We start from the raw sequence: 22,315 nt of genomic DNA, 5'->3' as shown, positions 1-22,315 counted from the left end.
TGGGGCCTGGAGACCCCTGTCCACCAGAACCCCCCGTATCGGGCCGCGCGGGGGCGGGGGGGGCTCGGCGCCAGGCCCGCGGCCGCTGAGGGGGCCCGCCGGCTCTGCCGGCGCGCCCCTTCAGCATGGGCTGGGTTCGATCACATGCTGGCGACGTCGCCCTGCTTGGCGCGGACGGCCTCGGCGGCCTCCTTCAGGCTTGCCAGCTCGTCGGCGTCCAGGTCGGTCTCGACGACCCGCTTGACGCCCTCGGCGCCGATCTCGGCCTCGACACCCAGGTAGACGCCGGAGATGCCGTACTCGCCGTCGACCCACGCGCAGACCGGCATGACCGCGCCGGAGTCCTCGGCGACGGCCTTGGCCATCCGGGCGGCGGCGGCAGACGGCGCGTAGTACGCCGAACCGGTCTTGAGCAGCGCGACGACCTCGGCACCACCGTTGCGGGTCTTGACGACCAGCTCCTCGATCTGCGCGGCCGGCATCGCGTCACGCAGCGGCTTGCCGTTGACGGTGCTCTTCGAGGGCACCGGCACCATGGTGTCGCCGTGCGAGCCCAGGGTGAGCGTCCGTACGGACGCGACCGGGACGCTCAACGCCTCGGCGACGAAGTTGGTGAACCGGGCGCTGTCCAGCATGCCGGCCTGGCCGAGCACCCGGTTCTTCGGGAACTGGGTGGCCAGCTGGGCCAGGGCGGTCATCTCGTCCAGCGGGTTGGAGACCACGATGACCACGGCGTTCGGGGCGTACTTGGCCACGTTCTCGGACACCTGCCGGACGATCTTGGCGTTGGTCTCGAGCAGGTCCATGCGGCTCATGCCGGGCTTACGCGGCAGGCCTGCGGTGATCACCACGACGTCGGAGCCCTCGATGGCCTCGTAGCCCTCGCCGTTCGGGCCGGTGGTCACGCCGACGACCTTGGTCTCGAAGCCCTCGATGGCCCGCGACTGGTTGAGGTCCAGGGCGAGTCCCGCGGGCTTGCCATCCACGATGTCGGTGATCACGACGGTGTCGAAGACGTCGTACTCGGCCAGGCGCTGTGCGGTGGTGGAGCCGTAGAAGCCAGCCCCGACGACAGTGACCTTCTTACCCATGGTCGTCCCACTCCCTGCTACCAGTCGGTTTTCCGGACCGTATCAGCCATCCTGGCACCGATCAGGCCAGGGGCGGACGGTTACGGCCTGGTTGAGCCAGGAAGGGCCCCGTCAGACGCGGGTGGCGGCAAGAAAGGTGCCCTTCCTTACACTTCAGCCGCGCTCGGCGCGTTCGACCACGTTGGTGAGCAGCATGGCCCGCGTCATGGGACCGACACCACCGGGCATGGGCACCAGCCCACCGGCCGTCTCGGCCACCTCCGGGGCCACGTCACCGGTGTAGCGGCCCTTGCCGTCCGCGCCGATCACCCGGGTGATGCCCACGTCGACGACAACGGCGCCGGGCCGGATCATGTCGGCGGTGAGCAGACCGGGTACGCCTGCCGCGACGATCACGATGTCGGCGGCCCTGGTGTGCGAGGCGAGGTCGAGCGTGCCGGTGTGGCAGAGCGTCACAGTGGCGTTCTCGCTGCGGCGGGTGAGCAGCAGGCCGAGCGGTCGGCCGACGGTGTTGCCCCGGCCGACAACCGCCACTGTCGCGCCGCGCAGCGCCACGTCGTGCCGGCGGAGCAGCTCCACGATGCCGCGCGGGGTGCAGGGCAGCGGCCCGTCGTAGCCGAGCACGAGTCGCCCCAGGTTGACCGGGTGCAGGCCGTCGGCGTCCTTGTCCGGGTCGATCAGCTCCAGCACGCGCTGGGTGTCGAGGTGGGCCGGCAGCGGCAGTTGGACGATGTAGCCGTGGCACGCCGGGTCGGCGTTCAGCTCGGCAATGACATCGTCGACCTGCTGCTGGGTGGCGTCGGCCGGCAGTTCCCGCCGGATCGAGGCGATGCCGACCTCGGCGCAGTCACGGTGTTTGCCGTTGACGTACGCCTGGCTGCCGGGATCCGCGCCGACCAGGACCGTGCCCAGCCCGGGGATGATGCCGCGTTCCGCGAGTGCCTTCACGCGTATCCGCAGCTCGTCCTTGATCTCCGCCGCGGTCGCCTTGCCGTCCAGAAGCGTCGCCGTCACGAGCAGATCGTCTCATGTCCGGCACCTGCCCTTCAGACGACCTCGCTGGACGGGCACCCGAACCCGAATCAGTAACTGATAGTGACCCACCTCTCGTCACCATCAGTGAGCATTTGTGGAGCTGGTCACGCGCGGACCGGTCAGAGTGATCGATCGGGCGGAGCCCGGACGACGAACCGAGCACTGGCGAATCCGGGCCACACGAACACAGTGGGCACCTGACCAGACGCGAATATGTCTAGGCCAGAGCCAGCCCGTCCGATTCGATACAGGCGACTGTCGCCTGCGTCACCCGGCAGGGTATTCCGACCGTTACGCGCCCGCTACCGAGCCGTTGTCGACGGCCGGTAGCGCGACCTACCGTTGCCGCTTGTTGCGCAGCGTAAACCCAGCGTCGGGCCTGACTGCGCAGCGTGAGGAGATGAGGAGGCACAATGCGAGTTCGTAGGCTCGCCGCCTGGACCGCCCTCCCGCTCGCGGTGACGCTGGGCCTCGCGGCCTGCGGCAGCGGCGGAGACGGTGGGTCCGGCGGAAGCGGAAGTTCAGCGGTCAGCATCCAGATCAGCGAGCCGAAGCACCTGGTTCCCACAAACACCACCGAGACGTCGGGTGCGCAGGTCCTCGCCGGCCTGTTCAGCCCGCTCATCGACTACGACGCCCAGAACAAGCCGTACGAGGTGGCGGCGGAGTCGGTGACCTCGTCCGACAACAAGGTCTGGACGATCAAGTTGAAGGACGGCTACACCTTCCACAACGGCGAGAAGGTGACGTCCGAGGACTACATCAACGCCTGGAACTACGGCGCGTACGCCCCCAACGGCCAGGACAGCAACTACTTCTTCGAGAAGATCGCTGGCTACGCCGACATGCAGGGCGACAAGCCGAAGGCCAAGGAGTTGTCCGGCCTGAAGAAGGTCGACGACCTGACCTTCCAGGTGACCCTCTCCGAGCCGTACATCGACTTCAAGACGACGCTGGGCTACACCGCGTTCTTCCCGCTGCCGGACGCCGCGTTCTCGGCCCCGGGCGTGATCAAGGACTCGTACGAGCAGGCGCCGATCGGTCAGGGCCCCTTCAAGATGAAGGGCTCCTGGCAGCACGACAGCAAGATCGAGGTCGAGCGGTACGACGCGTACCCGGGCGAGAAGCCCAAGGTCAAGAACGTCGAGTTCCGGATCTACCAGCAGCTCACCGCGGCCTACGCGGACGTCCTCGCCGACAACCTGGACGTGCTGCCCACGATCCCGACCGAGAGCCTGAGCACCGCGCCGAGCGATCTGGGCGACCGCTACCAGTCCAGCCCGATGTCGTCGTTCCAGTTCCTCGCGTTCCCGACGTTCGACAAGGACTACAGCAACCCGGACGTGCGCAAGGCCATCTCGATGGCGATCGACCGTGACGAGATCACCAAGTCGGTCTTCAAGGACTCGCAGGCGCCGGCACGTTCGTTCGTCTCGCCGGTGCTTCCGGGCTACCGGGAGAACACGGCGGGTGCGGCCGGGGAGTTCAACCCGACCGAGGCCAAGAAGCTCTACCAGGCCGCTGGCGGCCCGTCGAAGATCGTCATCTCCTACAACGGCGACGGCGGTCACAAGGACTGGGTCGACGCCACGGTCAACCAGCTCAAGGCCAACCTGGGTGTCGACGCCGTCGGCTCGGCCGAGCCGAAGTTCGCCGACCTGCTGACCAAGGTCGAGGCCAAGCAGCCGGTGGGCGCCTTCCGGATGGGTTGGGTGATGGACTACCCGACCATGGAGAACTACCTCGGCCCGCTGTACAGCGCGAACGGCTCGTCGAACTACTACGGCTACAGCAACCCGGAGTTCGACAAGCTCCTCAAGGAGGGTGCCGCCGCCAAGACGCAGGACGAGGCAATCGCCAAGTACCAGCAGGCGGAGGACATCCTGGCCAAGGACATGCCGGTGATCCCGCTCCGCTTCGGCGAGAACGTGTACGGCCACTCGTCCAAGGTCAAGAACGTCGAGATGGACCTGTTCCAGCGGGTCAACCTCATCGAGATCGAAGCGGCCAGCTGAGCTGACCGAGGTGCGGGCCACCCGAGCGACAACGCCCGGGTGGCCCGAACCGCGCGGTACCCGCCGGCCCGCTGACGCGGGCGCGACACCGGCGGTGCGGACCTCCACCGGGGCCGACGGCACATCTCCGATATTTCGGGTACGACCAGAGATGCCGTCCTGCGACCCTTTCGCATATTTCCGGAGAGACTGCTAAGCATGCTCCGCTACATCCTTCGGCGCCTCCTCCAGATGGTCCTGGCGTTCTTCGGGACCACCCTGATCGTCTACGCGCTGATGTTCGCCGGCCAGGGTGACCCCATCCAGGCACTCGCTGGCGAACGACCGGTGACGCCGGCCCAGCGGGCCTACCTGACGGAGAAGTACCACCTCGACGCGACAGGCGTCGGCGGCTTCTTCTACCGCTACTTCGACTACGTCAAGAACCTGCTCCAGGGCGACCTGGGCCAGTCCCTTACCGGCCGGCAGATCGGCGACATCCTCCAGGCCGCCTGGCCGGTCACCGTGAAGCTCGCACTCATAGCGCTCGCCGTGGCGATCATCTTCGGCGTCAGCGCCGGTGTGATCGCCGGCATCCGCCGGGCCAGCATCTTCGACAACTCGACGCTGGTGCTGACACTGCTGGTGCTGGGCATCCCCACCATCGTGCTGGCACCGCTCGCCCAGTACTTCCTCGGCGTCAAGTGGCAGCTCTTCCCGCCCACCGCCGGCTCCCAACCGACGTTCTACGCCCTGCTGCTGCCGGGCATCGTGCTCGGCTCGCTGTCCCTGGCCACAGCGCTGCGCCTGACCCGCACCTCGGTGGCCGAGAACCTCCGCGCCGACTACGTGCGCACCGCCCGGTCCAAGGGCCTCGTCAAACGTCGCATCGTCACCGTCCACGTCCTGCGCAACTCGCTCATCCCGGTGGTCACCTTCCTCGGTGTGGAGCTGGGCAACCTGATGAGCGGCGCGATCATCACCGAGGGCGTCTTCAACATCCCCGGTGTGGGCTTCAACCTCTTCCGCGGCATCCGCACCGAGGACGGCCCTCTCGTGGTGGGCATCGTCAGCGTGCTCGTCGTGGTCTACCTGGTCTCGAACCTGCTGGTGGACGTCCTGTACGCCGTACTCGATCCGAGGATCCGCTATGAGTGAGCACAGCGAGGTGCCGGCATGAGTGACTTCGAGACGGTGGCCGCCACCGAGAACCAGGCGGCGCGTCGCGGCCCCTCCGGTGAACCCGGCGCACCCAACCAGGTCGACACGCCGCAGAGACCGCGCAGCCTGGCCGGCGACGCGTGGCGCGACCTGCGCCGCAACCCGATCTTCTGGATCTCGCTGACGCTTGTCGTCGTCTTCACCCTGATGGCCCTCGCCCCCGGCCTGTTCACCGCCAACAGCCCGAACGACTGCCTGCTGTCCCGGCAGCACGCCGGGCCGTCCGGCGGGGCCATCTTCGGGTACGACTTCCAGGGCTGCGACACGTACTCCCGGGCGGTCTACGGCACACGGGCCTCGCTGCTTGTCGGCGCGCTCGCCGCGCTCGGCACCGGGGTGATCGCGCTGACGGTCGGCATGCTTGCCGGGTACTTCGGCCGTTGGATCGACGCGGTGCTCTCCCGGGTGATCGACGTGGTGCTCGGCATCCCGCTGCTGCTGGCGGCGATCGTGCTGCTCAAGCGCGTCTCCAGTGACAGCGAGAACGCCCGGATCGCCGCGGTGATCTTCGTCCTGGCCATCCTCGGCTGGACCACGGCCGCCCGTGTCGTCCGCTCCTCGGTCATCACCGCCAAGGAACAGGACTACGTGGCGGCGGCCCGGATGCTCGGCGCCGGCAACGGCCGGATCATGTGGCGGCACATCCTGCCGAACTCGTTGGCCCCGGCCATCGTGGTGCTGACGATCGCGCTCGGCTCGTTCATCGCAGCCGAGGCCACACTCTCGTTCCTGGGCATCGGCCTGAAAGCACCGACCATCTCGTGGGGCCAGGACATCGACACCGGCCGGATCCACATGCGGGAGGCGGCGACCCCGCTGATCGTCCCGTCGGCCTTCCTCGCGCTGACCGTACTGGCGTTCATCATGCTCGGCGACGCGATCCGTGACGCCTTCGATCCGAAGCTGCGGTGAGATTCTCCGTGCGAGCGCGAGGAGTGAGCGAAGCGAGCCCCGCAGTCGCGAGCGAAAGGCAGGCACCGTGCGAGCGCGAGGAGTGAGCGAAGCGAGCCCCGCAGTCGCGAGCGAAAGGCAGGCACCGTGCGAGCGCGAGGAGTGAGCGAAGCGAGCCCCGCAGTCGCGAGCGAAAGGCAGGCACCGTCATGACCGTTCAACCCACGCCCGCCTCCGCCACACCCGAGGGCGGTCATCTGCTGGAGCTGCGGGACCTGCACGTCGAGTTCCGCACCCACGAGGGCGTGGCCCGGGTGATCAACGGCGTGTCGTACCACCTGGACGCCGGGGAGACCCTCGCGGTGCTCGGCGAATCCGGCTCCGGCAAGTCGGTCACCGCCCAGGCGATCATGGGCATCCTGGACACCCCGCCCGCGTTCGTCCGCTCCGGCCAGATCCTCTACCAGGGTCAGGACCTGCTCACCAGCTCCGAGGAGCAGCGCCGGCAGGTCCGCGGCAAGGAGATCGCGATGATCTTCCAGGACGCGCTCTCGGCGCTGAACCCGGTCTTCCCGGTCGGCTGGCAGATCGGCGAGACGCTACGCCAGCGCTCCGGTATGTCCCGCAGCGACGCCCGCAGCCGGGCCATCGAACTCATGGACCTGGTCAAGATCCCCGGGGCGGCCAAGCGGGTCGGCGACTATCCGCACCAGTTCTCCGGCGGCATGCGGCAGCGCGTCATGATCGCCATGGCGCTGGCGCTCGACCCGAAGGTGCTCATCGCCGACGAACCCACCACCGCCCTCGACGTCACAGTGCAGGCCCAGATCATGGACCTGCTGGCCGACCTGCGCCGCGACCTCAACATGGCCATGATCCTGATCACCCACGACCTCGGGGTGGTCGCCGGCGTCGCGGACCGGATCGCCGTCATGTACGCCGGCCGGATCGTCGAGCACGCCGACGTCCGCTCGCTCTACAAGGCGCCCGCCCACCCGTACACAAAAGGGTTGTTGGAATCGATCCCGCGGATGGACGTCCGCGGCCAGGAACTGTCGACGATCAAGGGGTTGCCGCCGAACCTGATGCGGATCCCCTCCGGCTGCCCGTTCCACCCCCGGTGCCCGTACGTCCAGCAGGTCTGCGTGGACGTGGTGCCGCACGACCTGGTCCTCGGCGACGGCCGGACCAGCGCTTGCCACTTCGCGCAGGAGGTCCGTGATGACAGCGCCCGCTAGCCCCACGAAGGTCCGGGGCGAGACCATCCTCTCCGTCGACAACCTGGTGAAGCACTTCCCGATCACCCAGGGCGTGCTGTTCCAGAGGCAGATCGGCGCCGTAAAGGCAGTCGATGGCGTGAGCTTCGAGCTGCGCCGGGGCGAGACGCTCGGCGTCGTCGGCGAGTCCGGCTGCGGCAAGTCCACACTCGCCCGGCTGCTCATGCGGCTGGAGACACCCACCGCCGGACGGGCCACCCTGGAGGGCAAGGACCTGTTCAAGGCCTCCGGCGGCGAACTACGTCGGCTGCGCCGCAACATGCAGATGGTCATGCAGGACCCGTACACCTCGCTGAACCCGCGGATGACCGTCGGCGACATCATCGGGGAGCCGTTCGAGATCCACCGCGACGCGGCGCCGAAGGGCAGCAAGCAGAAGCGGGTACAGGAGTTGCTGGACGTCGTCGGGCTCAACCCAGAGCACATCAACAGGTACCCGCACCAGTTCTCCGGCGGTCAGCGCCAGCGCATCGGCATCGCCCGCGCGCTCGCGCTGCGGCCCGAGGTGATCGTCTGCGACGAGCCGGTCTCCGCGCTCGACGTCTCCATCCAGGCCCAGGTGATCAACCTCCTGGAGCAGCTCCAGGACGAGTTCGGGCTCTCCTACATCTTCATCGCGCACGACCTGTCCGTGGTGCGGCACATCGCCGACCGGGTGGCGGTCATGTACCTCGGTCGGATCGTCGAGATCGGCACCGAGGACGAGATCTACGAGCGGGCCACCCACCCGTACACCCAGGCGTTGCTCTCGGCCGTGCCGGTGCCGGACCCGGAGGTACGCGACCAGCGCAACATGATCCGCCTGGTCGGCGACGTGCCCAGCCCTGCCGACCCGCCGAGTGGCTGCCACTTCCGCACCCGCTGCTGGAAGGCCCAGGAGATCTGCGCGGTCGAGGACCCGCAAACCGTGCCCCGCGCAGCAGACCCCCACCCGTCCGCCTGCCACTTCGCAGAACTACGCCCCCCAACCCCCTAACCCCTCTCGCCCTCCCCCCACCAATCGCGTCGATCATGGAGTTGTGGTGGGCGATTTCTCAGCCGATACCCCTTTTGCGGGGCACCACAACTCCATGATCGACGGGGCGGGGCGGGGTGGGGGGGTGGGGCAGCGCGGTTAGTGGAAGAAGTGGCGGGTTTTGGTTAGGTACATCGTTACGTTTGCCTTCTTGGCCGCTGCGATTACTTCTTCGTCGCGGATCGAGCCGCCGGGCTGGACGATGGCGCGGACGCCGGCGTCGATGAGGATCTGCGGGCCGTCGGCGAACGGGAAGAACGCGTCCGAGGCGGCCACCGAACCCCGGGCCCGGTCGGCGCCGGCGCGGCTGACCGCGAGCTGCGCCGAGTCGACCCGGTTGACCTGACCCATGCCGACGCCGACTGTGGCGCCGTCCTTGGCGAGCAGGATCGCGTTGCTCTTCACGGCGCGGACCGCCCGCCAGGCGAACGCCAGGTCACGCAGCAGTTCCTCGTCGGCGGCCTCACCGGTTGCCAACTGCCAGTTGGCCGGATCGTCGCCCGGGGCGTCCACCCGGTCGGCGATCTGGGTCAGCACGCCACCGGTCACCTGCCGCCACTCGACAGTCGCCGGGGTCCACACCGGCGCGCGCAGCAGCCGGATGTTCTTCTTGCCCTGCAGCACCTCGACGGCGCCCTCGTCGAAGCCGGGGGCGACCACCACCTCGGTGAAGATCTCGGCCACCTGCCGGGCCATCTCGACCGAGACCGCCCGGTTGACCGCGATCACGCCGCCGAACGCCGACACCGGGTCACAGGCATGCGCCAGGCGGTGCGCCTCGGCCACGTCCGCGCCCACGGCGATGCCGCACGGGTTGGCGTGCTTGATGATCGCCACGGCCGGCTGGTCGGCGAAGTCGTTCGCAGCCCGCCAGGCGGCGTCCGCGTCGACGTAGTTGTTGTAGGACATCTCCTTGCCGTGCAACTGCTCTGCCTGCGCCAGCCCGGCCGGGGCGTCCGGGTCGGTGTAGAGCGCGGCGGGCTGGTGCGGGTTCTCCCCGTAGCGCAGCACCGTCGACTTACGCAGTGCGGTCCCCGCGAACGCCGGCCAGGAGTCGTCGGCCGGGGCCAGCTCCCGGGCACACCACTGGGCCACTGCCACGTCGTACTCGGCGATGTCGGCGTACGCGCGGGCAGCCAGGGCGCGACGCTGGGCCAGCGTGAAGCCGCCCTCGCCGAGCGCGCCGAGCAACGCCGGGTATCCCGCCGGGTCGGTCAGCACCGCCACCGAGGCGTGGTTCTTGGCGGCGGCCCGCACCATCGCCGGCCCACCGATGTCGATCTGCTCCACGCACTCCTCGACGCCGGCACCGGAGGCGACCGTCGCCTGGAACGGGTAGAGGTTGGAGACCAACAGGTCGAACGCCGCCACCCCCAGCTCGTCGAGCTGCGCCACGTGGGTGTCCTTGCGCAGGTCGGCGAGCAGACCCGCGTGCACCTTCGGGTGCAGGGTCTTCACACGGCCGTCGAGCACCTCGGGAAAACCGGTCACCGTCTCCACCGGCGTCACCGGCACCCCGGCGGCGGCGATGGTGCCCGCCGTGCTGCCGGTGGAGACGATCTCCACACCGGCGGCGTGCAGGGCCTGCGCCAGCTCGACCAGCCCGGTCTTGTCGTAGAGGCTGACCAGCGCCCGCCTGATCGGGCGGCGCCCGTCCTGAGTGGAACTCACGGAACCGTGACCTTCCTTCCGGTGATGGTCCAGCCTTCGCGGACCAGGCGGCCGACCTGCTCGACGAGCTGGCGCCGCTCGGCTTCCTTGATGCGCTCGGTGAGCGCGTCCACGTCGTCGTCGTCGAGCACCGGCACCGCGACCTGCGCCACGATCGGCCCGGTGTCCATGCCGGCGTCGACGAAGAAGAGCGTGGCCCCGGTGAGCTTCACGCCGTAGGCGAGGGCGTCGCGCGGGCCGTGGATGCCGGGGAACGCCGGCAGCAGAGTGTTGTGGGTGTTCAGGTAGCGGTCACCGAAGGCGGCGAGGAAATGCTCACCGACCAGCTTGAGGAAGCCTGCGGAGATGACCAGGTCGGGTTGGTGCTTCGCGACGTGCGCGGTGAGCGCCAGGTCCCAGTCCTCGCGCGTCTCATGGTCGCGGACCCGCTCGACGAAGGTCGGCACCCCCGCGGCCTGCGCCCTGTCCAGGCCCGCGATGCCGTCGCGGTCCGCGCCGACCGCCACCACCTGCGCGCCGTACGCGGGGTCGGCGGTGGCGTCCAGCAGCGCCTGAAGGTTGCTTCCGGAGCCGGAGACGAGGACGACGAGGCGGGCGACGGACGCGGTCACCGGGCCACCCTATCGGGCAGGTCAGGACGCTCTCCGGCTGGGCGGCGCGCCGATCTCTGACAGATTTCACGGGCATCGACCAGGTACGCTGCCGGTCGCCCGGGCTGGACACCGTGCCGGCCCGCACCACGTCACTGTTCCGGCACGCCAGCCGTGTCGTTGGAATGAGGAGCACCCCCATGCAGCCCGGTCACCACCCCCAGCAGCAACCGCCGGTCGACAACAACATGACGATGTCGATCGTCGCTGTCTTCCTCTTCTGGCCGCTGGCCATCCCAGCGATCATCAACGCGTCAAAGGTGAACCCGCTGCTTCAGCAGGGCGACTACGCCGGGGCCCAGGCCGCGGCCGCAGAATCACGCAAGTGGTCCAAGTGGGCACTTATCGTCGGCATTGCGTGGTATGTCATCGTGCTGCTGTGCTGCGCGTTGGGCGGTCTGAGCGCGATCATGAGTGGGAACGGCAGCAGTAACTAACGGAACAATCCAAGGAGCTTCTCGAATGCAGCCCGGCAACCCCGGTCAGGACCCGTACGGCCAGCAGCCGAACCCGGACCCGACCGCACCCCAGCCGCCGCACGACCCGTACGGTCAGCCGCCGGCCGCCCCCTACGGCCAGCAGCCGACGTCGGGTCAGCCCTACGGTCAGCAGCCCACCTCGGGCCAGCCGTACGGCCAGCAGCCGCAGGACCCGTACGGCCAGCAGTACGGCCAGCAGCCCACCTCGGGCCAGCCCTACGGCCAGCAGCCGCAGGACCCGTACGGTCAGCAGCCGCAGTACGGTGGCGCTCCCGGCTACCCGAACGCGGGCTACCCGCAGCAGCAGGGCCAGAACAACACCCTCGGCCTGGTGTCGATGATCCTCGGCATCGCGTCGATCCCGCTGGTCTGCTGCCTGTACCTGGGCATCCCGGTCGGCATCGCCGCTGTGGTGACCGGTTACCTGGGCCAGCAGAAGGCCGCTCAGGGCCAGGCCAGCAACGGCGGCCAGGCCAAGACGGGTCTGATCTGCGGTGCAGTCGGTGCCGGCCTGGGCATCCTGCTGATCATCCTGGGCATCTTCGCGAACATCAACCTGCCGGCCCAGCCCTGATCGGTCCGGTCCTGACGGGGCGCTCCGGATTCGTCCGGGGCGCCCCGCGCCGTCCCCAGCACATCCGGGCCGCGTCCAGCGAGCCGCAACGGCGCGTTCGTCTAGGACAGGTCGCGCCGGTCCGGCTCCGGATCGCGCCGGCGGGGCTGGTTGCCGCGAGGGCTCCGGGTGAGCGTCCGGGTGGCGGCGGCTCCGAGCAGTGCGCCGGCCGTGATGACAGCGGCCGTGACCACCCCGACCTGCCAGGCCACCGGACCGACCTGCGCCAGACGGCCGGCACCGAGCGGCCCACCGGAGACCGCGGCGGCCACGCCGAGGAGTACGCCGGCCACCGGCCCGGCCAGTGCCGCCGGCGCCAACAGCCCGCCCCAGCGCAGCGGGGCCTGCTCCGGCCCGGCGAGGCGGGCCATCCGGCGAGCCAGCAACCAGCCGACCACCATCCCGGCCAGCACCGGCACCGCGAGGAGCAGTGCGCCGAGGCCGTCCACGGGGCCACGGGGCAGGCCGGCGAGCAATGGGATGGCCGGAAGCGCGCCCACCGACACCTCGCTTGTGCGGACGGCGGTGTCGACGCCGACCGCGAAGCCCGGCCCGAGCAGATAGCTTGTCGACCAGATCGCGGCGTTCGGCGCGTACGCCATGCTGACCAGGGTGATCCCGGCCTGCCCGGCCACCCCGGTCTGGTACGCGCCGATCATGTCCGCGGCGTCACCGCCGCCCGTGGCCACAGCCAGACCTGCCGCGCCGGCACCCGCCCCGAGTAGCAGGAGCGCGGCCACCAGCCCGGTGCGCACAGCGTCTCGCAGCGGATCCGGCAGCCGGGTGCTCAGCAGGCGGGTCACAGCGGTGGTCCGGGTTGCGCCGACAAGTGCGGCGAGCGTGGCGGCCACCGCGAACGTGACCGCCGCCCGCACCGGGGACACGTCCGGCCCTCCCGTGCCCACCAGTACCGCGGCCAGCGCGCCGAGCAGCGCGTACGCCAGGCCGACAGTGCCCGCGGCGATAAGCGCTCGTCGCGGTGAATAGCTGTCACGCGCGCCGATCGCGCGGCTGACGTGCACGCCGGCCCGGGTCAGTCGCCAGAGCGCGAGCACGGTGAGCGCCAGCGGGGCGAGACCGAAGGGGCCGGCGTCGGTGTGCAGCGGTACGCCGTGCCCCACCAGCCAGCCGGCCAGCGCGGTGCGCAGGGTGCCGCTCAGGGTGGTGGAGTCGGCGCCGAGCTGCACCAGGCCGAGCACGATGGCGACCGGCAGGTACGAGGTGAGGGCTGCCCAACCGGCGGCCACCCCGGCGGCGACGGGCAGCGGTGCCCGCCCGCGCGGCGACTCGCCGGCGCGGGGCGCGGGCACCCGCCGCCGCGGTGCGGCGCGGTCGACCGACAGGTCGTCGGCACGCACGCCGCCGGGGCGACTGGGATGGTCAGGGGTGACGGGGGACATCCGCTCTACTCTGGCATGTCAGACGGGCGGTGGCAGTCCGTTAAGCGGCCTGGACTGCGGCGAGTTGGGCGAACCGGGGTTCGGAGCCGCCCGGCCGGGTCTAGCCTCGGCCCAGAGGAGGTGGCCCGTCGCCGCCTTCCGGGTCGGGTCCGCCGGTCACTCCCGGGTCGGCCCGCCCATGATCGCCCGGAGGTAGCCGTGACGACCGCATACCCACCGCCCCCACCCCCTCCGGCCAGGGGCCGGGACCGCACCACGCTCTGGGGCGTGCTGGGCATCGTGCTGGGCCTGATCTGTTGCGGCATTCTCGGCGTCATCTTCGGCTACCTGTCGATCCGCGACGCCCGGCGGTACGGCCAGTCGCCGGTTCTCGGTTACCTCGCCATCGCATTCGGCGTGATCAACATCATCGGGAGCGCGATCCTCCGGTCGACGGGCAACTACCCGTTCTGGAGCAACAACGACTGATCCTGGGCCACTTCGCCTGGGTGGTACGCCGCAGGGGTCGACCGGCTCGATACCGGTCGACCCCTGCGCTGCTGCCTGACCGGCTCAGTTGCCGGACATGATCTCCCGCATGAGCTTCGCGGTCTCGGTCGGCGTCTTGCCGACCTTGACTCCGACCGCCTCCAGCGCCGCCTGCTTCGCCTCGGCGGTGCCGGCCGAACCGGAGATGATCGCTCCGGCGTGGCCCATGGTCTTGCCGGGGGGCGCGGTGAAGCCGGCGATGTAGCCGACCACCGGCTTTGTGACGTTGGCCTTGATGAACTCGGCAGCCCGCTCCTCGGCGTCGCCGCCGATCTCACCGATCATCACGATGGCGTCGGTGTCCGGGTCGGCCTCGAACGCCTTCAAGGCGTCGATGTGCGTGGTCCCGATGATCGGGTCGCCACCGATGCCGACGCATGTGGAGAAGCCGATGTCGCGCAGCTCGTACATCATCTGGTAGGTCAGCGTGCCGCTCTTGCTGACCAGGCCGATCCGGCCGGAGCCGGTGATGTCGGCAGGGATGATGCCGGCGTTGGCGGCGCCCGGGGAGGCGATGCCGGGGCAGTTCGGCCCGATGATCCGGGTCCGCTCGCCCTGCGACAGGTTGTACGCCCAGAACGAGGCCGTGTCGTGCACCGGCACGCCCTCGGTGATCACCACGGCCAGCGGGATCGCGGCGTCGATCGCCTCGACCACTGCGGCCTTCGTGAACTGCGGCGGCACGAAGATGACTGTGACGTCGGCACCGGTCTCGGCCATGGCGTCCGCCACGGACGCGAAGACCGGCAGCTCGGCGCCGTCGAAGTCGACCTTCTGGCCCGCCTTGCGCGGGTTGACGCCGCCGACGACGTTGGTGCCTGCGGCGAGCATCCGCCGGGTGTGCTTGGAGCCCTCGGAGCCGGTCATCCCCTGAACGATGACCTTCGAGTCCTTGGTCAGCCAGATAGCCATGATCAGACCCCCGCAGCTGCCAGCTCGGCGGCCCGCTCGGCCGCGCCGTCCATGGTGTCGACCCGCTGTACGAGCGGGTTGTTCGCGCCGTCCAGGATCGCCCGGCCAGCCTCGGCGTTGTTGCCGTCGAGGCGGACGACGAGCGGCTTGGTGACCTGCTCGCCACGCTGCTCGAGCAGGGCCAGCGCCTGGATGATGCCGTTGGCGACCTCGTCGCAGGCGGTGATGCCGCCGAAGACGTTGACGAATACGCTCTTCACGGCCGGGTCGGAGAGCACGATCTCCAGCCCGTTCGCCATCACCGCGGCGCTCGCGCCGCCGCCGATGTCGAGGAAGTTGGCAGGCTTGACGTTGCCGTGCCGCTCACCGGCGTACGCGACGACGTCGAGGGTCGACATGACAAGACCCGCGCCGTTGCCGATGATGCCGACCTCGCCGTCGAGCTTGACGTAGTTGAGGTCCTTGGCCTTGGCGGCCTGCTCCAGCGGGTCCACGGCGGCCTGGTCGACAAGCGCCTCGTGGTCCGGGTGCCGGAACGCGGCGTTCTCGTCCAGGCTGATCTTGGCGTCGAGCAGCAGCAGCCGCCCGTCGCCGTTCTTCGCGAGGGGGTTCACCTCGACCAGGGTGGCGTCCTCGGCGACGAACGCCTGCCACAGCCCGACAGCCACCTCGACGACCTGGTCGGCGACCTCGGCCGGGAACCCGGCGGCGGTGACGATCTCGCGGGCCTTCGCCTCGTCGACACCCTTGACGGCGTCGATGGGGGCCTTGACCACGCGGTCCGGGGTCTCGGCGGCGACCTGCTCGATGTCCATACCGCCGGCCACGCTGGCGATGCAGAGGAAGGTGCGGTTCGCCCGGTCGAGCAGATAAGAGAAGTAGTACTCGTCGGCCACGTCCGCGGTCACGGTGATCATGACCTTGTGGACGGTGTGGCCCTTGATGTCCATGCCGAGGATGTCGGTGGCCCTGGCCACCGCCTCATCCGGGCCCTCGGCGAGCTTGACGCCACCGGCCTTGCCTCGGCCGCCGACCTTTACCTGCGCCTTGACGACCACCCGACCGCCGAGGCGTTCGGCGATCGCGCGGGCCTCCTCCGGGGTAGTGGCGACGCCGCCGGCCAACACGGGCAAGCCGTGCCGCTCGAACAGGTCCCGCCCCTGGTACTCGTACAGGTCCACGATTGCGCGTCCCGTCCCGTCTCCGCGGCGCGCCGTCGCGCCGCCACCAGCGTTCAAAAACAGTTTGACGCCTGTCATCACTTCACACAGGCCATTGGCGGCAGCCTAGCGAGGTGGGCACGGCCGGCAACCGAGCGGGTGCGCGGTGTGCGGTAATGCACAACCGGACACCTGACGTGGGAGTTCCGGTCACGGCTTGGCCGGCATCAATCGACCGGGCGATGTTGGCAAGGGTGCGTAACCCGGCCGTGGGGGCGTCGTTGAGTCAGGTGTCGGAGCGCTGAACAGCGCGATGACGGGAGACGGCCGATGCCCTGTCGGTCGAGGGGTGGCGGCGGGGCATCGTGCATAGAGGGGCCGGACGTGTGAGGGGTGCGTCCGGCCCCTCCCCCGTGCCCGGCTCCGGTTCGACACCCCCGGCGCACCGTCTTTCAGGCGACGGGCTGTCCGACGTTCTGCCGGACCCACTCGACGATCGCCTGGGTGGTGGCTCCCGGCGTGAAGATCTTGGCTACGCCCATCTTCTCCAGCTCGGGGATGTCGCCGTTGGGGATGATGCCGCCACCGAACACGACGATGTCGCGGGCGTCCCGCTCCCCCAGCAGTTCGAGCACCCGGCGAAACAGCGTCATGTGCGCGCCGGAGAGAATGGAGAGGCCAACCGCGTCGGCGTCCTCCTGGATGGCGGCTTCCACTACCTGCTCCGGGGTCTGGTGCAGGCCGGTGTAGACGACCTCCATCCCGGCGTCCCGCAGGGCACGCGCCACGACCTTCGCGCCCCGGTCATGGCCATCCAGGCCCGGCTTGGCGACGACGACCCGAATTCGAGAGCTCATCAGCGCACACCTTTCACCGGCTACACGACCTTCACCTGAACGAACGGTAACCCGTACGACGGGGGGCGGGAAATCCGGACCGGAAAACCGCCTGGCGTTCCGGCCGCACCGACCTGACGTACCCGCCGGAGCACAAAGTCCGGCAGGCTGCAGCGTCAAGTCGGACGACTCCGCCGGTCCGGTCACGCTCGGCGACGAACGGGCAGTTACGGGGGCACCGATCGACGCCGTGATGCGTGACAATCGGGAACGCAAACGGACAGATCGACACGCCAATTCTTCACTCTGGCTTGTGACTCGCCTGGGGGTTGGCTAACGTGTCCACGGTTGTCATCAGGTCCATGGACGGGTGACGACGCGGTTGGCAGACGTTCATCCGAGCTTCACAGACGTCCATTAGCCGCTTCGGAACCCCGACAACGGAGGGTGTGCGTGCGCCAGCGCCTGTCGTCTGAGCCCGATCGATATCGCGGTCGTCGCCGTGTCCCCACCCCCCCGCGTAGCCGCTACGCGGCAGTCGTCACCACCGCGTTCGTCGGTGCCGGCCTCGTCGCCCTCGGCGCGAGCGCCCTGCCCGACGCCAAGGACGTCAGCCCGTCGGTTCTCGACGAGCTCAAGCAGGCGTCGGTCACCAGCCAGGACGCCGCAGAGCGTGCGGGCAACGCCGATCGTGCCTCCCGGGACAGCCGCGGCAAGGAAGCGGCCGAGCCCGAGGTCTGGATGCTGCCGCTGCAGGGCTACGACTTCAACTCGCCGTACGGGATGCGGTGGGGCAAGCTGCACACCGGCGTCGACCTGGTCGTCCCCGAGGGCACGCCGTACGTGGCGGTGCACGAAGGACTGGTCACCAAGGCCGGCTGGTTCGGCGGCTACGGCTACGCGGTGATCGTCCAGCACCCTGACGGCAGCGAGGCCATCTACGGCCACTCCTCCGCGCTCAGCGTCAAGGAGGGGCAGCAGGTCAAGGCAGGCGACCAACTGGGCCTCGTGGGTCAGACCGGCCACGCCTACGGCACCCACCTGCACCTCGAGCTGCATGTCAAGGGCCAGCCCATCGACCCGGTGCCCTACCTCCAGAAGCGCGGAGTGGACATCAAGCTGCAAGTCGAGGCAATCTACAGCGAGGTAGCCGCGTCCTGACGCTGCGTACCGACCGTTGACCGCCCGGATCTGTCGATCCGGGCGGTTTTTCGTTGCCGGCCGCCGCCGGATGTCTGCCGAATCACAGTGGCGAGTGTGACCGACGGCACCATCCCACATGATCCCTTTTTCGGACAGACCGCTTCGTAGTGCCTCAAATCCGGGCAGTCGGCGCCGCGCCCGTTGATCGGCCGCCCGGTCCCGATGCCCCGTCCGGCTCGACCCGACACCAGTATTTCGAGGTCAAGTGCCCCCTCGACTGTGAAGGTCCGCCGTGCAGGAAGACAGCCCCGTCCAGAACGAGAACACCCCCGACACCATCACCGAGCAGCCGCGACGCGCCCGCCAGCGGAACCGTCGCATCGCGCTCGGCGCAGCTGCCCTGGTGGCCCTCGGCCTGGGTGGCGTCGCCGTCGCCACCACCGGCGGCGACCGCCCGGCACCCACCGCCGTCTCGCTCGACGCGCAGTCGCGGGCCGATGCCGCCAGCCGGGCCGACCGCTCCGCCCGCGAGTCGACAGCGCCGGACTCCCCGTCGGTTACGCCCAGCGCGAGCCCGACCGTGAGCCCGTCGGCCACCGCCAGCCCGACGCCGACGAAGAAGGCCACCGCCAAGCCGAAGGCAACGGCGAAGAAGGCGGCGACGAAGACCACGAAGACCACGGCCGCCTGGGTGAACCCGATGTCGGGTGCCGCGATCACCTCCTGCTACGGGCAGCGCTGGGGCACCCTGCACGCCGGCATCGACCTGGCGCTGCCCTCCGGCACGCCCATCCACGCCGCGGCCGCCGGCACCGTCACCAAGGCCGGCGACGCCTACGACGGATACGGCAACTCCGTCTTCATCGACCACGGCAACGGCTACCTGACCCACTACGCCCACCAGAGCCGGCTCGCGGTCACCGTCGGCCAGAAGGTCAAGGCCGGTCAGGTCATCGGCTACGAGGGCAGCACCGGCGACTCCACAGGCCCGCACCTGCACTTCGAGGTGCACCAGGGCATGTGGAACCAGGTCGACCCCGCGCCGTTCATGCGGGCGCGCGGCGTCGACCTCGGCTGCTGAACCAGCGCACCTGGCAGGTCCGCCTGTTCTTGCGACAGCACGGAAAGAGTGGCCTCCGGCAGCGCCGAGGCCACTCTTTCCGTGCAACAGCGCGATGCCGGCCGGTCGCGCGGCGGGCAGCCGTGGCCGCCCTGATCAGAGCTTGTCGACAGGGGCGTGCCGCAGCACCAGCCACATGGTCTGGTCACCGAAGTCGATCTGCGCGCGGGCGCCCGGGCCGTGCCCCTCGACGGCGAGCACCCGCCCCAGCCCGTAGCGCTGGTGGTTGACCCGGTCACCGGCGGACACCTTCGGTCCCTGCGGCAACTCGCTGGCCGTGGTGAGGCGACTGGCGTCCACGCCGAGCCGCTGGGCCAACTGCGCCGCCTTCGGCGTACCCCCGGTGAAGGTGCCGCGACCGCCGGGTGCGCGGTCCGCGCGCCCGCCGACGCCGCCGCCACCGCCTGCCCACGAGGTGTACGACCCCTCGGTGCGCTCCCAGCGCACCAGCTCCGGTGGCAGCTCCTCCAGGAACCGCGACGGCGGGTTGTAGGACGGCTGGCCCCAGGCCGAGCGGGTCACCGCACGGGAGAGGTAGAGGCGCTGCCGGGCGCGGGTGATGCCGACGTACGCCAGCCGGCGCTCCTCCTCCAGCTCGCGGGTGTCACCGAGCGAGCGCAGGTGCGGAAAGACGCCGTCCTCAAGACCGGTGAGGAACACCACCGGGAACTCAAGGCCCTTGGCGGTGTGCAATGTCATCAGCGTGACGACGCCCTGGTGGTCGGGGTCGTCGGAGGGGATCTGGTCGGCGTCGGCGACCAGCGCCACCTGCTCCAGGAAGCCCGCCACCGTGGCCCGCTCGCCGTCGGCGCCGGTCGCCTCGATCCGCTCGGTGAATTCCCGGGCGACGCTCACCAACTCCTGGAGGTTGTCCACCCGGCCGGCGTCCTGCGGATCCAGGCTCTCCTCCAGCTCGGTGAGGTAGCCCGAGCGGGTCAGCAGAGCCTCCAGCACCTCCTCCGGGGTGCCGGTCTCGGCCATCTCCCGGGCGCCGTCGAGCAGCGCCACGAAGTCGGCGATGCCGTTGGCCGCCCGGGTGGAGATGCCGGGCGCCTCCCGGGCCCGGCGCAGCGCCGCCCCGAAAGAGATCCGGTCCCGGCTGGACAGTGCCTCGACGCACGCCTCCGCGCGGTCACCGATGCCCCGGCGCGGAGTGTTCAGCACCCGCCGCAGGCTCACCGTGTCGTCGTCGTTCACCACCGACCGCAGGTACGCCAGTGCGTCGCGGACCTCCTTGCGCTCGTAGAAGCGCACCCCGCCGACCACCTTGTACGGCAGACCGGCCCGGATGAACACCTCCTCGAAGACGCGGGACTGCGCGTTGGTGCGGTAGAACACCGCGACGTCGCCGGGGCGGGTCTCGTCGGCGTCGACAAGCCGGTCGATCTCCCGGCCCACCCAGTCCGCCTCGGCGTGCTCGGTGTCGGCCACGTAGCCGACGATCCGCTCGCCGTCGCCGGCCTCGCTCCACAGCCGCTTCGGCTTGCGGGAGGTGTTCCGGTCGATCACCGCGTTGGCAGCGTTGAGGATGGTCTGGGTGGAGCGGTAGTTCTGCTCCAGCAGAATCGTCCGCGCGTCGGTGAAGTCCCGCTCGAACTCCAGGATGTTGCGGATCGTCGCGCCCCGGAACGCGTAGATCGACTGGTCGGCGTCACCGACCACGCACAGCTCGGCCGGCGCCAGCCCGTCGGTGCCGGACACCAGCTCCTTGATCAGGACGTACTGGGCGTGGTTGGTGTCCTGGTACTCGTCGACAAGCACGTGCCGGAACCGTCGCCGGTAGCTCTCCGCGACGTGCGGGTGGGACTGGAGCAGGTGCACCGTCGTCATGATCAGATCGTCGAAGTCGAGCGCGTGCGCCTCGCGCAGCCGGCGCTGGTAGAGCGTGTACGCCTCGGCGAGCGCCCGCTCGTTGGGCCCGCTGGCCCGCGCGGCGAACTGCTCCGGGTCGACCAGCTCGTTCTTGAGGTTGGAGACCTGGGCGGCCAGCCCGCGCGCCGGGTAGCGCTTCGGGTCGAGGTCGAGCTCCCGGGTGACCAGTTGCATGAGCCGGCGGGAGTCGTCGGCGTCGTAGATCGAGAACGTCGACTTGAGGCCGGCGTGCTCGTGCTCGGCGCGAAGGATGCGGACACACGCGGAGTGGAACGTCGACACCCACATCAGCCGGGCCCGCGGGCCGACAAGGGCCGCGACCCGCTCCTTCATCTCGCCGGCCGCCTTGTTGGTGAAGGTGATGGCGATGATCTCTCCGGGATGCACGTCCCGGGCGGCAAGCAGGTAGGCGATCCGGTGGGTGAGCACCCGGGTCTTGCCGGACCCGGCCCCGGCCACGATCAACAGCGGCGAGCCGGCGTGACTGACCGCGTCGCGCTGCGGCCCGTTCAACCCGGCGAGCAGCTCACGCGGATCGAGGCGGGCTGAGGCCGACCCGGGGCGGTGCGGACGGGCCGGCGCGGACTCCGGCGCGGGCGGGGACGCGGGAATGTCGAAGAGAGGATGCATCGCGCGACAAGTCTATGCCGCCGGCCGGACACTTCCCGACCGCGCCGTCGCCGGAGCAGGCAGCCTGCCGACCGCGTCCTCCGGCGGTGGACGGCTCCCACTGCCGACGCTTCCCGCTGTGGCAGGGGCCGCCTTTTGCCGCGGAATCCTTGCGCACCCACAGTCGACGTGGGCATACTCGACCGCGTGATCGCTGAGCGCTACTACTTTTACTACGGCACCGGGAGTCCGGCTGCCGTAGGTCGCGCCTGATCGATCAGACCTGCGAAAGCCCCGGGCTCCTGGAGCCCGGGGCTTTTTCGTCCCGGGTTCTGGGCACCGGGCACCACAGCGCGAGAGGTACCCGATGATGACAGACGTGGTGGAGCACAGCAGCGGCCCGACCCTGCCGGAGCCGGACCAGCCCTCGGTCGAGGCCGGCGACACGGCCGGGGCCCGCAGCGGCACCGGTACCGGCACCGTTGAGCCGACCGCAGCCGCACGGATCGTGCAGATCAGGGAACGGATCGACGAGATCGACCACGCGTTGATCTCGCTCTGGCAGGAGCGGGCCGCGCTGTCGCAGGAGGTCGGGGTGACCCGGATGGCCTCCGGCGGGACGCGTCTTGTGCTCTCCCGGGAGCGGGAGATCCTGGAACGCTTCCGGGGTGCGCTCGGCGCGGACGGCACCCAACTGGCACTGCTGCTGCTCCGTGCGGGTCGCGGCCCGCTGTGACCGCCTCCGGCCTTCCGCCGGGCACCGGAGGCACTCCGGGCACCGGTCGGGGGTTCGGGGTC

20 protein-coding genes are annotated in these 22,315 nt (G+C 69.9%); 11 read left to right on the top strand and 9 right to left on the bottom strand.

What is annotated here, in order from left to right; genetic code table 11:
- Nucleotides 1-140: 140 nt before the first annotated feature.
- Both ACLQ23_RS15725 and ACLQ23_RS15720 read right to left on the bottom strand, forming a co-directional pair.
- Nucleotides 141-1,091, bottom strand: coding sequence for a malate dehydrogenase (locus ACLQ23_RS15725; RefSeq protein ID WP_355590739.1), 951 nt, complete (start codon nt 1,089-1,091; stop codon nt 141-143).
- 153 nt (nt 1,092-1,244) lie between these two features.
- Nucleotides 1,245-2,105, bottom strand: a complete 861-nt coding sequence (locus tag ACLQ23_RS15720; RefSeq protein WP_355590736.1) for a bifunctional methylenetetrahydrofolate dehydrogenase/methenyltetrahydrofolate cyclohydrolase — start codon at nt 2,103-2,105, stop codon at nt 1,245-1,247.
- Between the two features lie 434 nt (nt 2,106-2,539).
- Here ACLQ23_RS15720 and ACLQ23_RS15715 point away from each other — a divergent pair, with 434 nt between their 5' ends.
- The 5 genes from ACLQ23_RS15715 to ACLQ23_RS15695 all read left to right on the top strand — a co-directional run bounded on the left by ACLQ23_RS15715 (nt 2,540) and on the right by ACLQ23_RS15695 (nt 8,485).
- Nucleotides 2,540-4,141, top strand: a complete 1,602-nt coding sequence (locus ACLQ23_RS15715; RefSeq protein WP_355590733.1) for a peptide ABC transporter substrate-binding protein — start codon at nt 2,540-2,542, stop codon at nt 4,139-4,141.
- Nucleotides 4,142-4,339: 198 nt separating this feature from the next.
- Nucleotides 4,340-5,278, top strand: a complete 939-nt coding sequence (locus tag ACLQ23_RS15710; protein ID WP_053660488.1) for an ABC transporter permease — start codon at nt 4,340-4,342, stop codon at nt 5,276-5,278.
- Nucleotides 5,279-5,296: 18 nt separating this feature from the next.
- Nucleotides 5,297-6,253, top strand: coding sequence for an ABC transporter permease (locus ACLQ23_RS15705; protein ID WP_355632939.1), 957 nt, complete (start codon nt 5,297-5,299; stop codon nt 6,251-6,253).
- A 188-nt stretch (nt 6,254-6,441) separates the two neighbouring features.
- Nucleotides 6,442-7,470 carry an ABC transporter ATP-binding protein gene (locus ACLQ23_RS15700; protein ID WP_425734840.1) on the top strand — a complete coding sequence of 343 codons (1,029 nt, stop codon included), beginning with the start codon at nt 6,442-6,444 and terminating at the stop codon, nt 7,468-7,470.
- Nucleotides 7,454-8,485, top strand: coding sequence for an ABC transporter ATP-binding protein (locus tag ACLQ23_RS15695; RefSeq protein WP_355590723.1), 1,032 nt, complete (start codon nt 7,454-7,456; stop codon nt 8,483-8,485). The genes ACLQ23_RS15700 and ACLQ23_RS15695 overlap by 17 nt, the downstream gene beginning before the upstream one ends.
- Before the next feature lie 138 nt (nt 8,486-8,623).
- Here the strand turns inward: ACLQ23_RS15695 and purH are convergent, their stop codons facing one another.
- On the bottom strand, nt 8,624-10,195 hold the full coding sequence (gene purH / locus ACLQ23_RS15690; RefSeq protein ID WP_425880757.1) for a bifunctional phosphoribosylaminoimidazolecarboxamide formyltransferase/IMP cyclohydrolase: 1,572 nt from the start codon (nt 10,193-10,195) through the stop codon (nt 8,624-8,626).
- Nucleotides 10,192-10,806 carry a phosphoribosylglycinamide formyltransferase gene (purN, locus tag ACLQ23_RS15685; protein ID WP_355590717.1) on the bottom strand — a complete coding sequence of 205 codons (615 nt, stop codon included), beginning with the start codon at nt 10,804-10,806 and terminating at the stop codon, nt 10,192-10,194. Before purN ends, purH begins: the two co-directional genes overlap by 4 nt.
- Before the next feature lie 179 nt (nt 10,807-10,985).
- Here purN and ACLQ23_RS15680 point away from each other — a divergent pair, with 179 nt between their 5' ends.
- A complete protein-coding gene (locus tag ACLQ23_RS15680) occupies nt 10,986-11,282 on the top strand; it encodes a CD225/dispanin family protein (RefSeq protein WP_355590714.1) in 297 nt (98 codons plus the stop codon).
- Between the two features lie 25 nt (nt 11,283-11,307).
- Nucleotides 11,308-11,898, top strand: coding sequence for a DUF4190 domain-containing protein (locus tag ACLQ23_RS15675; protein ID WP_355590711.1), 591 nt, complete (start codon nt 11,308-11,310; stop codon nt 11,896-11,898).
- Nucleotides 11,899-11,999: 101 nt separating this feature from the next.
- Here ACLQ23_RS15675 and ACLQ23_RS15670 read toward each other — a convergent pair whose 3' ends face one another.
- Entirely contained in the window at nt 12,000-13,337 is a 1,338-nt protein-coding gene (locus ACLQ23_RS15670) for a cell division protein PerM (RefSeq protein ID WP_355590708.1), read from the bottom strand.
- Between the two features lie 198 nt (nt 13,338-13,535).
- Here ACLQ23_RS15670 and ACLQ23_RS15665 point away from each other — a divergent pair, with 198 nt between their 5' ends.
- Complete coding sequence (locus ACLQ23_RS15665; protein WP_355590706.1) at nt 13,536-13,805, top strand: DUF4190 domain-containing protein; 270 nt, start codon at nt 13,536-13,538, stop codon at nt 13,803-13,805.
- 84 nt (nt 13,806-13,889) lie between these two features.
- On the opposite strand, the gene sucD is transcribed toward ACLQ23_RS15665, so the two are convergent.
- The 3 genes from sucD to ACLQ23_RS15650 form a co-directional block, all read right to left on the bottom strand.
- Nucleotides 13,890-14,777, bottom strand: coding sequence for a succinate--CoA ligase subunit alpha (gene sucD / locus ACLQ23_RS15660; RefSeq protein ID WP_355590704.1), 888 nt, complete (start codon nt 14,775-14,777; stop codon nt 13,890-13,892).
- Between the two features lie 2 nt (nt 14,778-14,779).
- Nucleotides 14,780-15,958, bottom strand: coding sequence for an ADP-forming succinate--CoA ligase subunit beta (gene sucC / locus ACLQ23_RS15655; RefSeq protein WP_355590701.1), 1,179 nt, complete (start codon nt 15,956-15,958; stop codon nt 14,780-14,782).
- A 431-nt stretch (nt 15,959-16,389) separates the two neighbouring features.
- Nucleotides 16,390-16,794 (bottom strand): cobalamin B12-binding domain-containing protein, encoded by a 405-nt coding sequence (locus tag ACLQ23_RS15650; RefSeq protein WP_355590698.1) that lies wholly within the window; start codon nt 16,792-16,794, stop codon nt 16,390-16,392.
- Between the two features lie 432 nt (nt 16,795-17,226).
- Between ACLQ23_RS15650 and ACLQ23_RS15645 the strand changes: the two genes are divergently transcribed.
- Together ACLQ23_RS15645 and ACLQ23_RS15640 are read left to right on the top strand one after the other, a co-directional pair.
- Entirely contained in the window at nt 17,227-17,934 is a 708-nt protein-coding gene (locus ACLQ23_RS15645; protein ID WP_355590695.1) for a M23 family metallopeptidase, read from the top strand.
- 274 nt (nt 17,935-18,208) lie between these two features.
- Nucleotides 18,209-18,997 (top strand): M23 family metallopeptidase, encoded by a 789-nt coding sequence (locus tag ACLQ23_RS15640; RefSeq protein WP_425734839.1) that lies wholly within the window; start codon nt 18,209-18,211, stop codon nt 18,995-18,997.
- Between the two features lie 135 nt (nt 18,998-19,132).
- Here ACLQ23_RS15640 and pcrA read toward each other — a convergent pair whose 3' ends face one another.
- Nucleotides 19,133-21,538, bottom strand: coding sequence for a DNA helicase PcrA (gene pcrA / locus ACLQ23_RS15635; RefSeq protein WP_355628995.1), 2,406 nt, complete (start codon nt 21,536-21,538; stop codon nt 19,133-19,135).
- 346 nt (nt 21,539-21,884) lie between these two features.
- On the opposite strand from pcrA, the gene ACLQ23_RS15630 reads away from it, so the two are divergent.
- Nucleotides 21,885-22,253 carry a chorismate mutase gene (locus ACLQ23_RS15630; protein WP_355590692.1) on the top strand — a complete coding sequence of 123 codons (369 nt, stop codon included), beginning with the start codon at nt 21,885-21,887 and terminating at the stop codon, nt 22,251-22,253.
- Nucleotides 22,254-22,315 lie beyond the last annotated feature (62 nt).

This window comes from Micromonospora sp. DT41, from assembly GCF_049841715.1.
GTDB lineage: Bacteria > Actinomycetota > Actinomycetes > Mycobacteriales > Micromonosporaceae > Micromonospora > Micromonospora profundi.
Note: the sequence above shows the minus strand (reverse complement) of the source record. Positions and strands in the feature narration are given on the sequence as shown.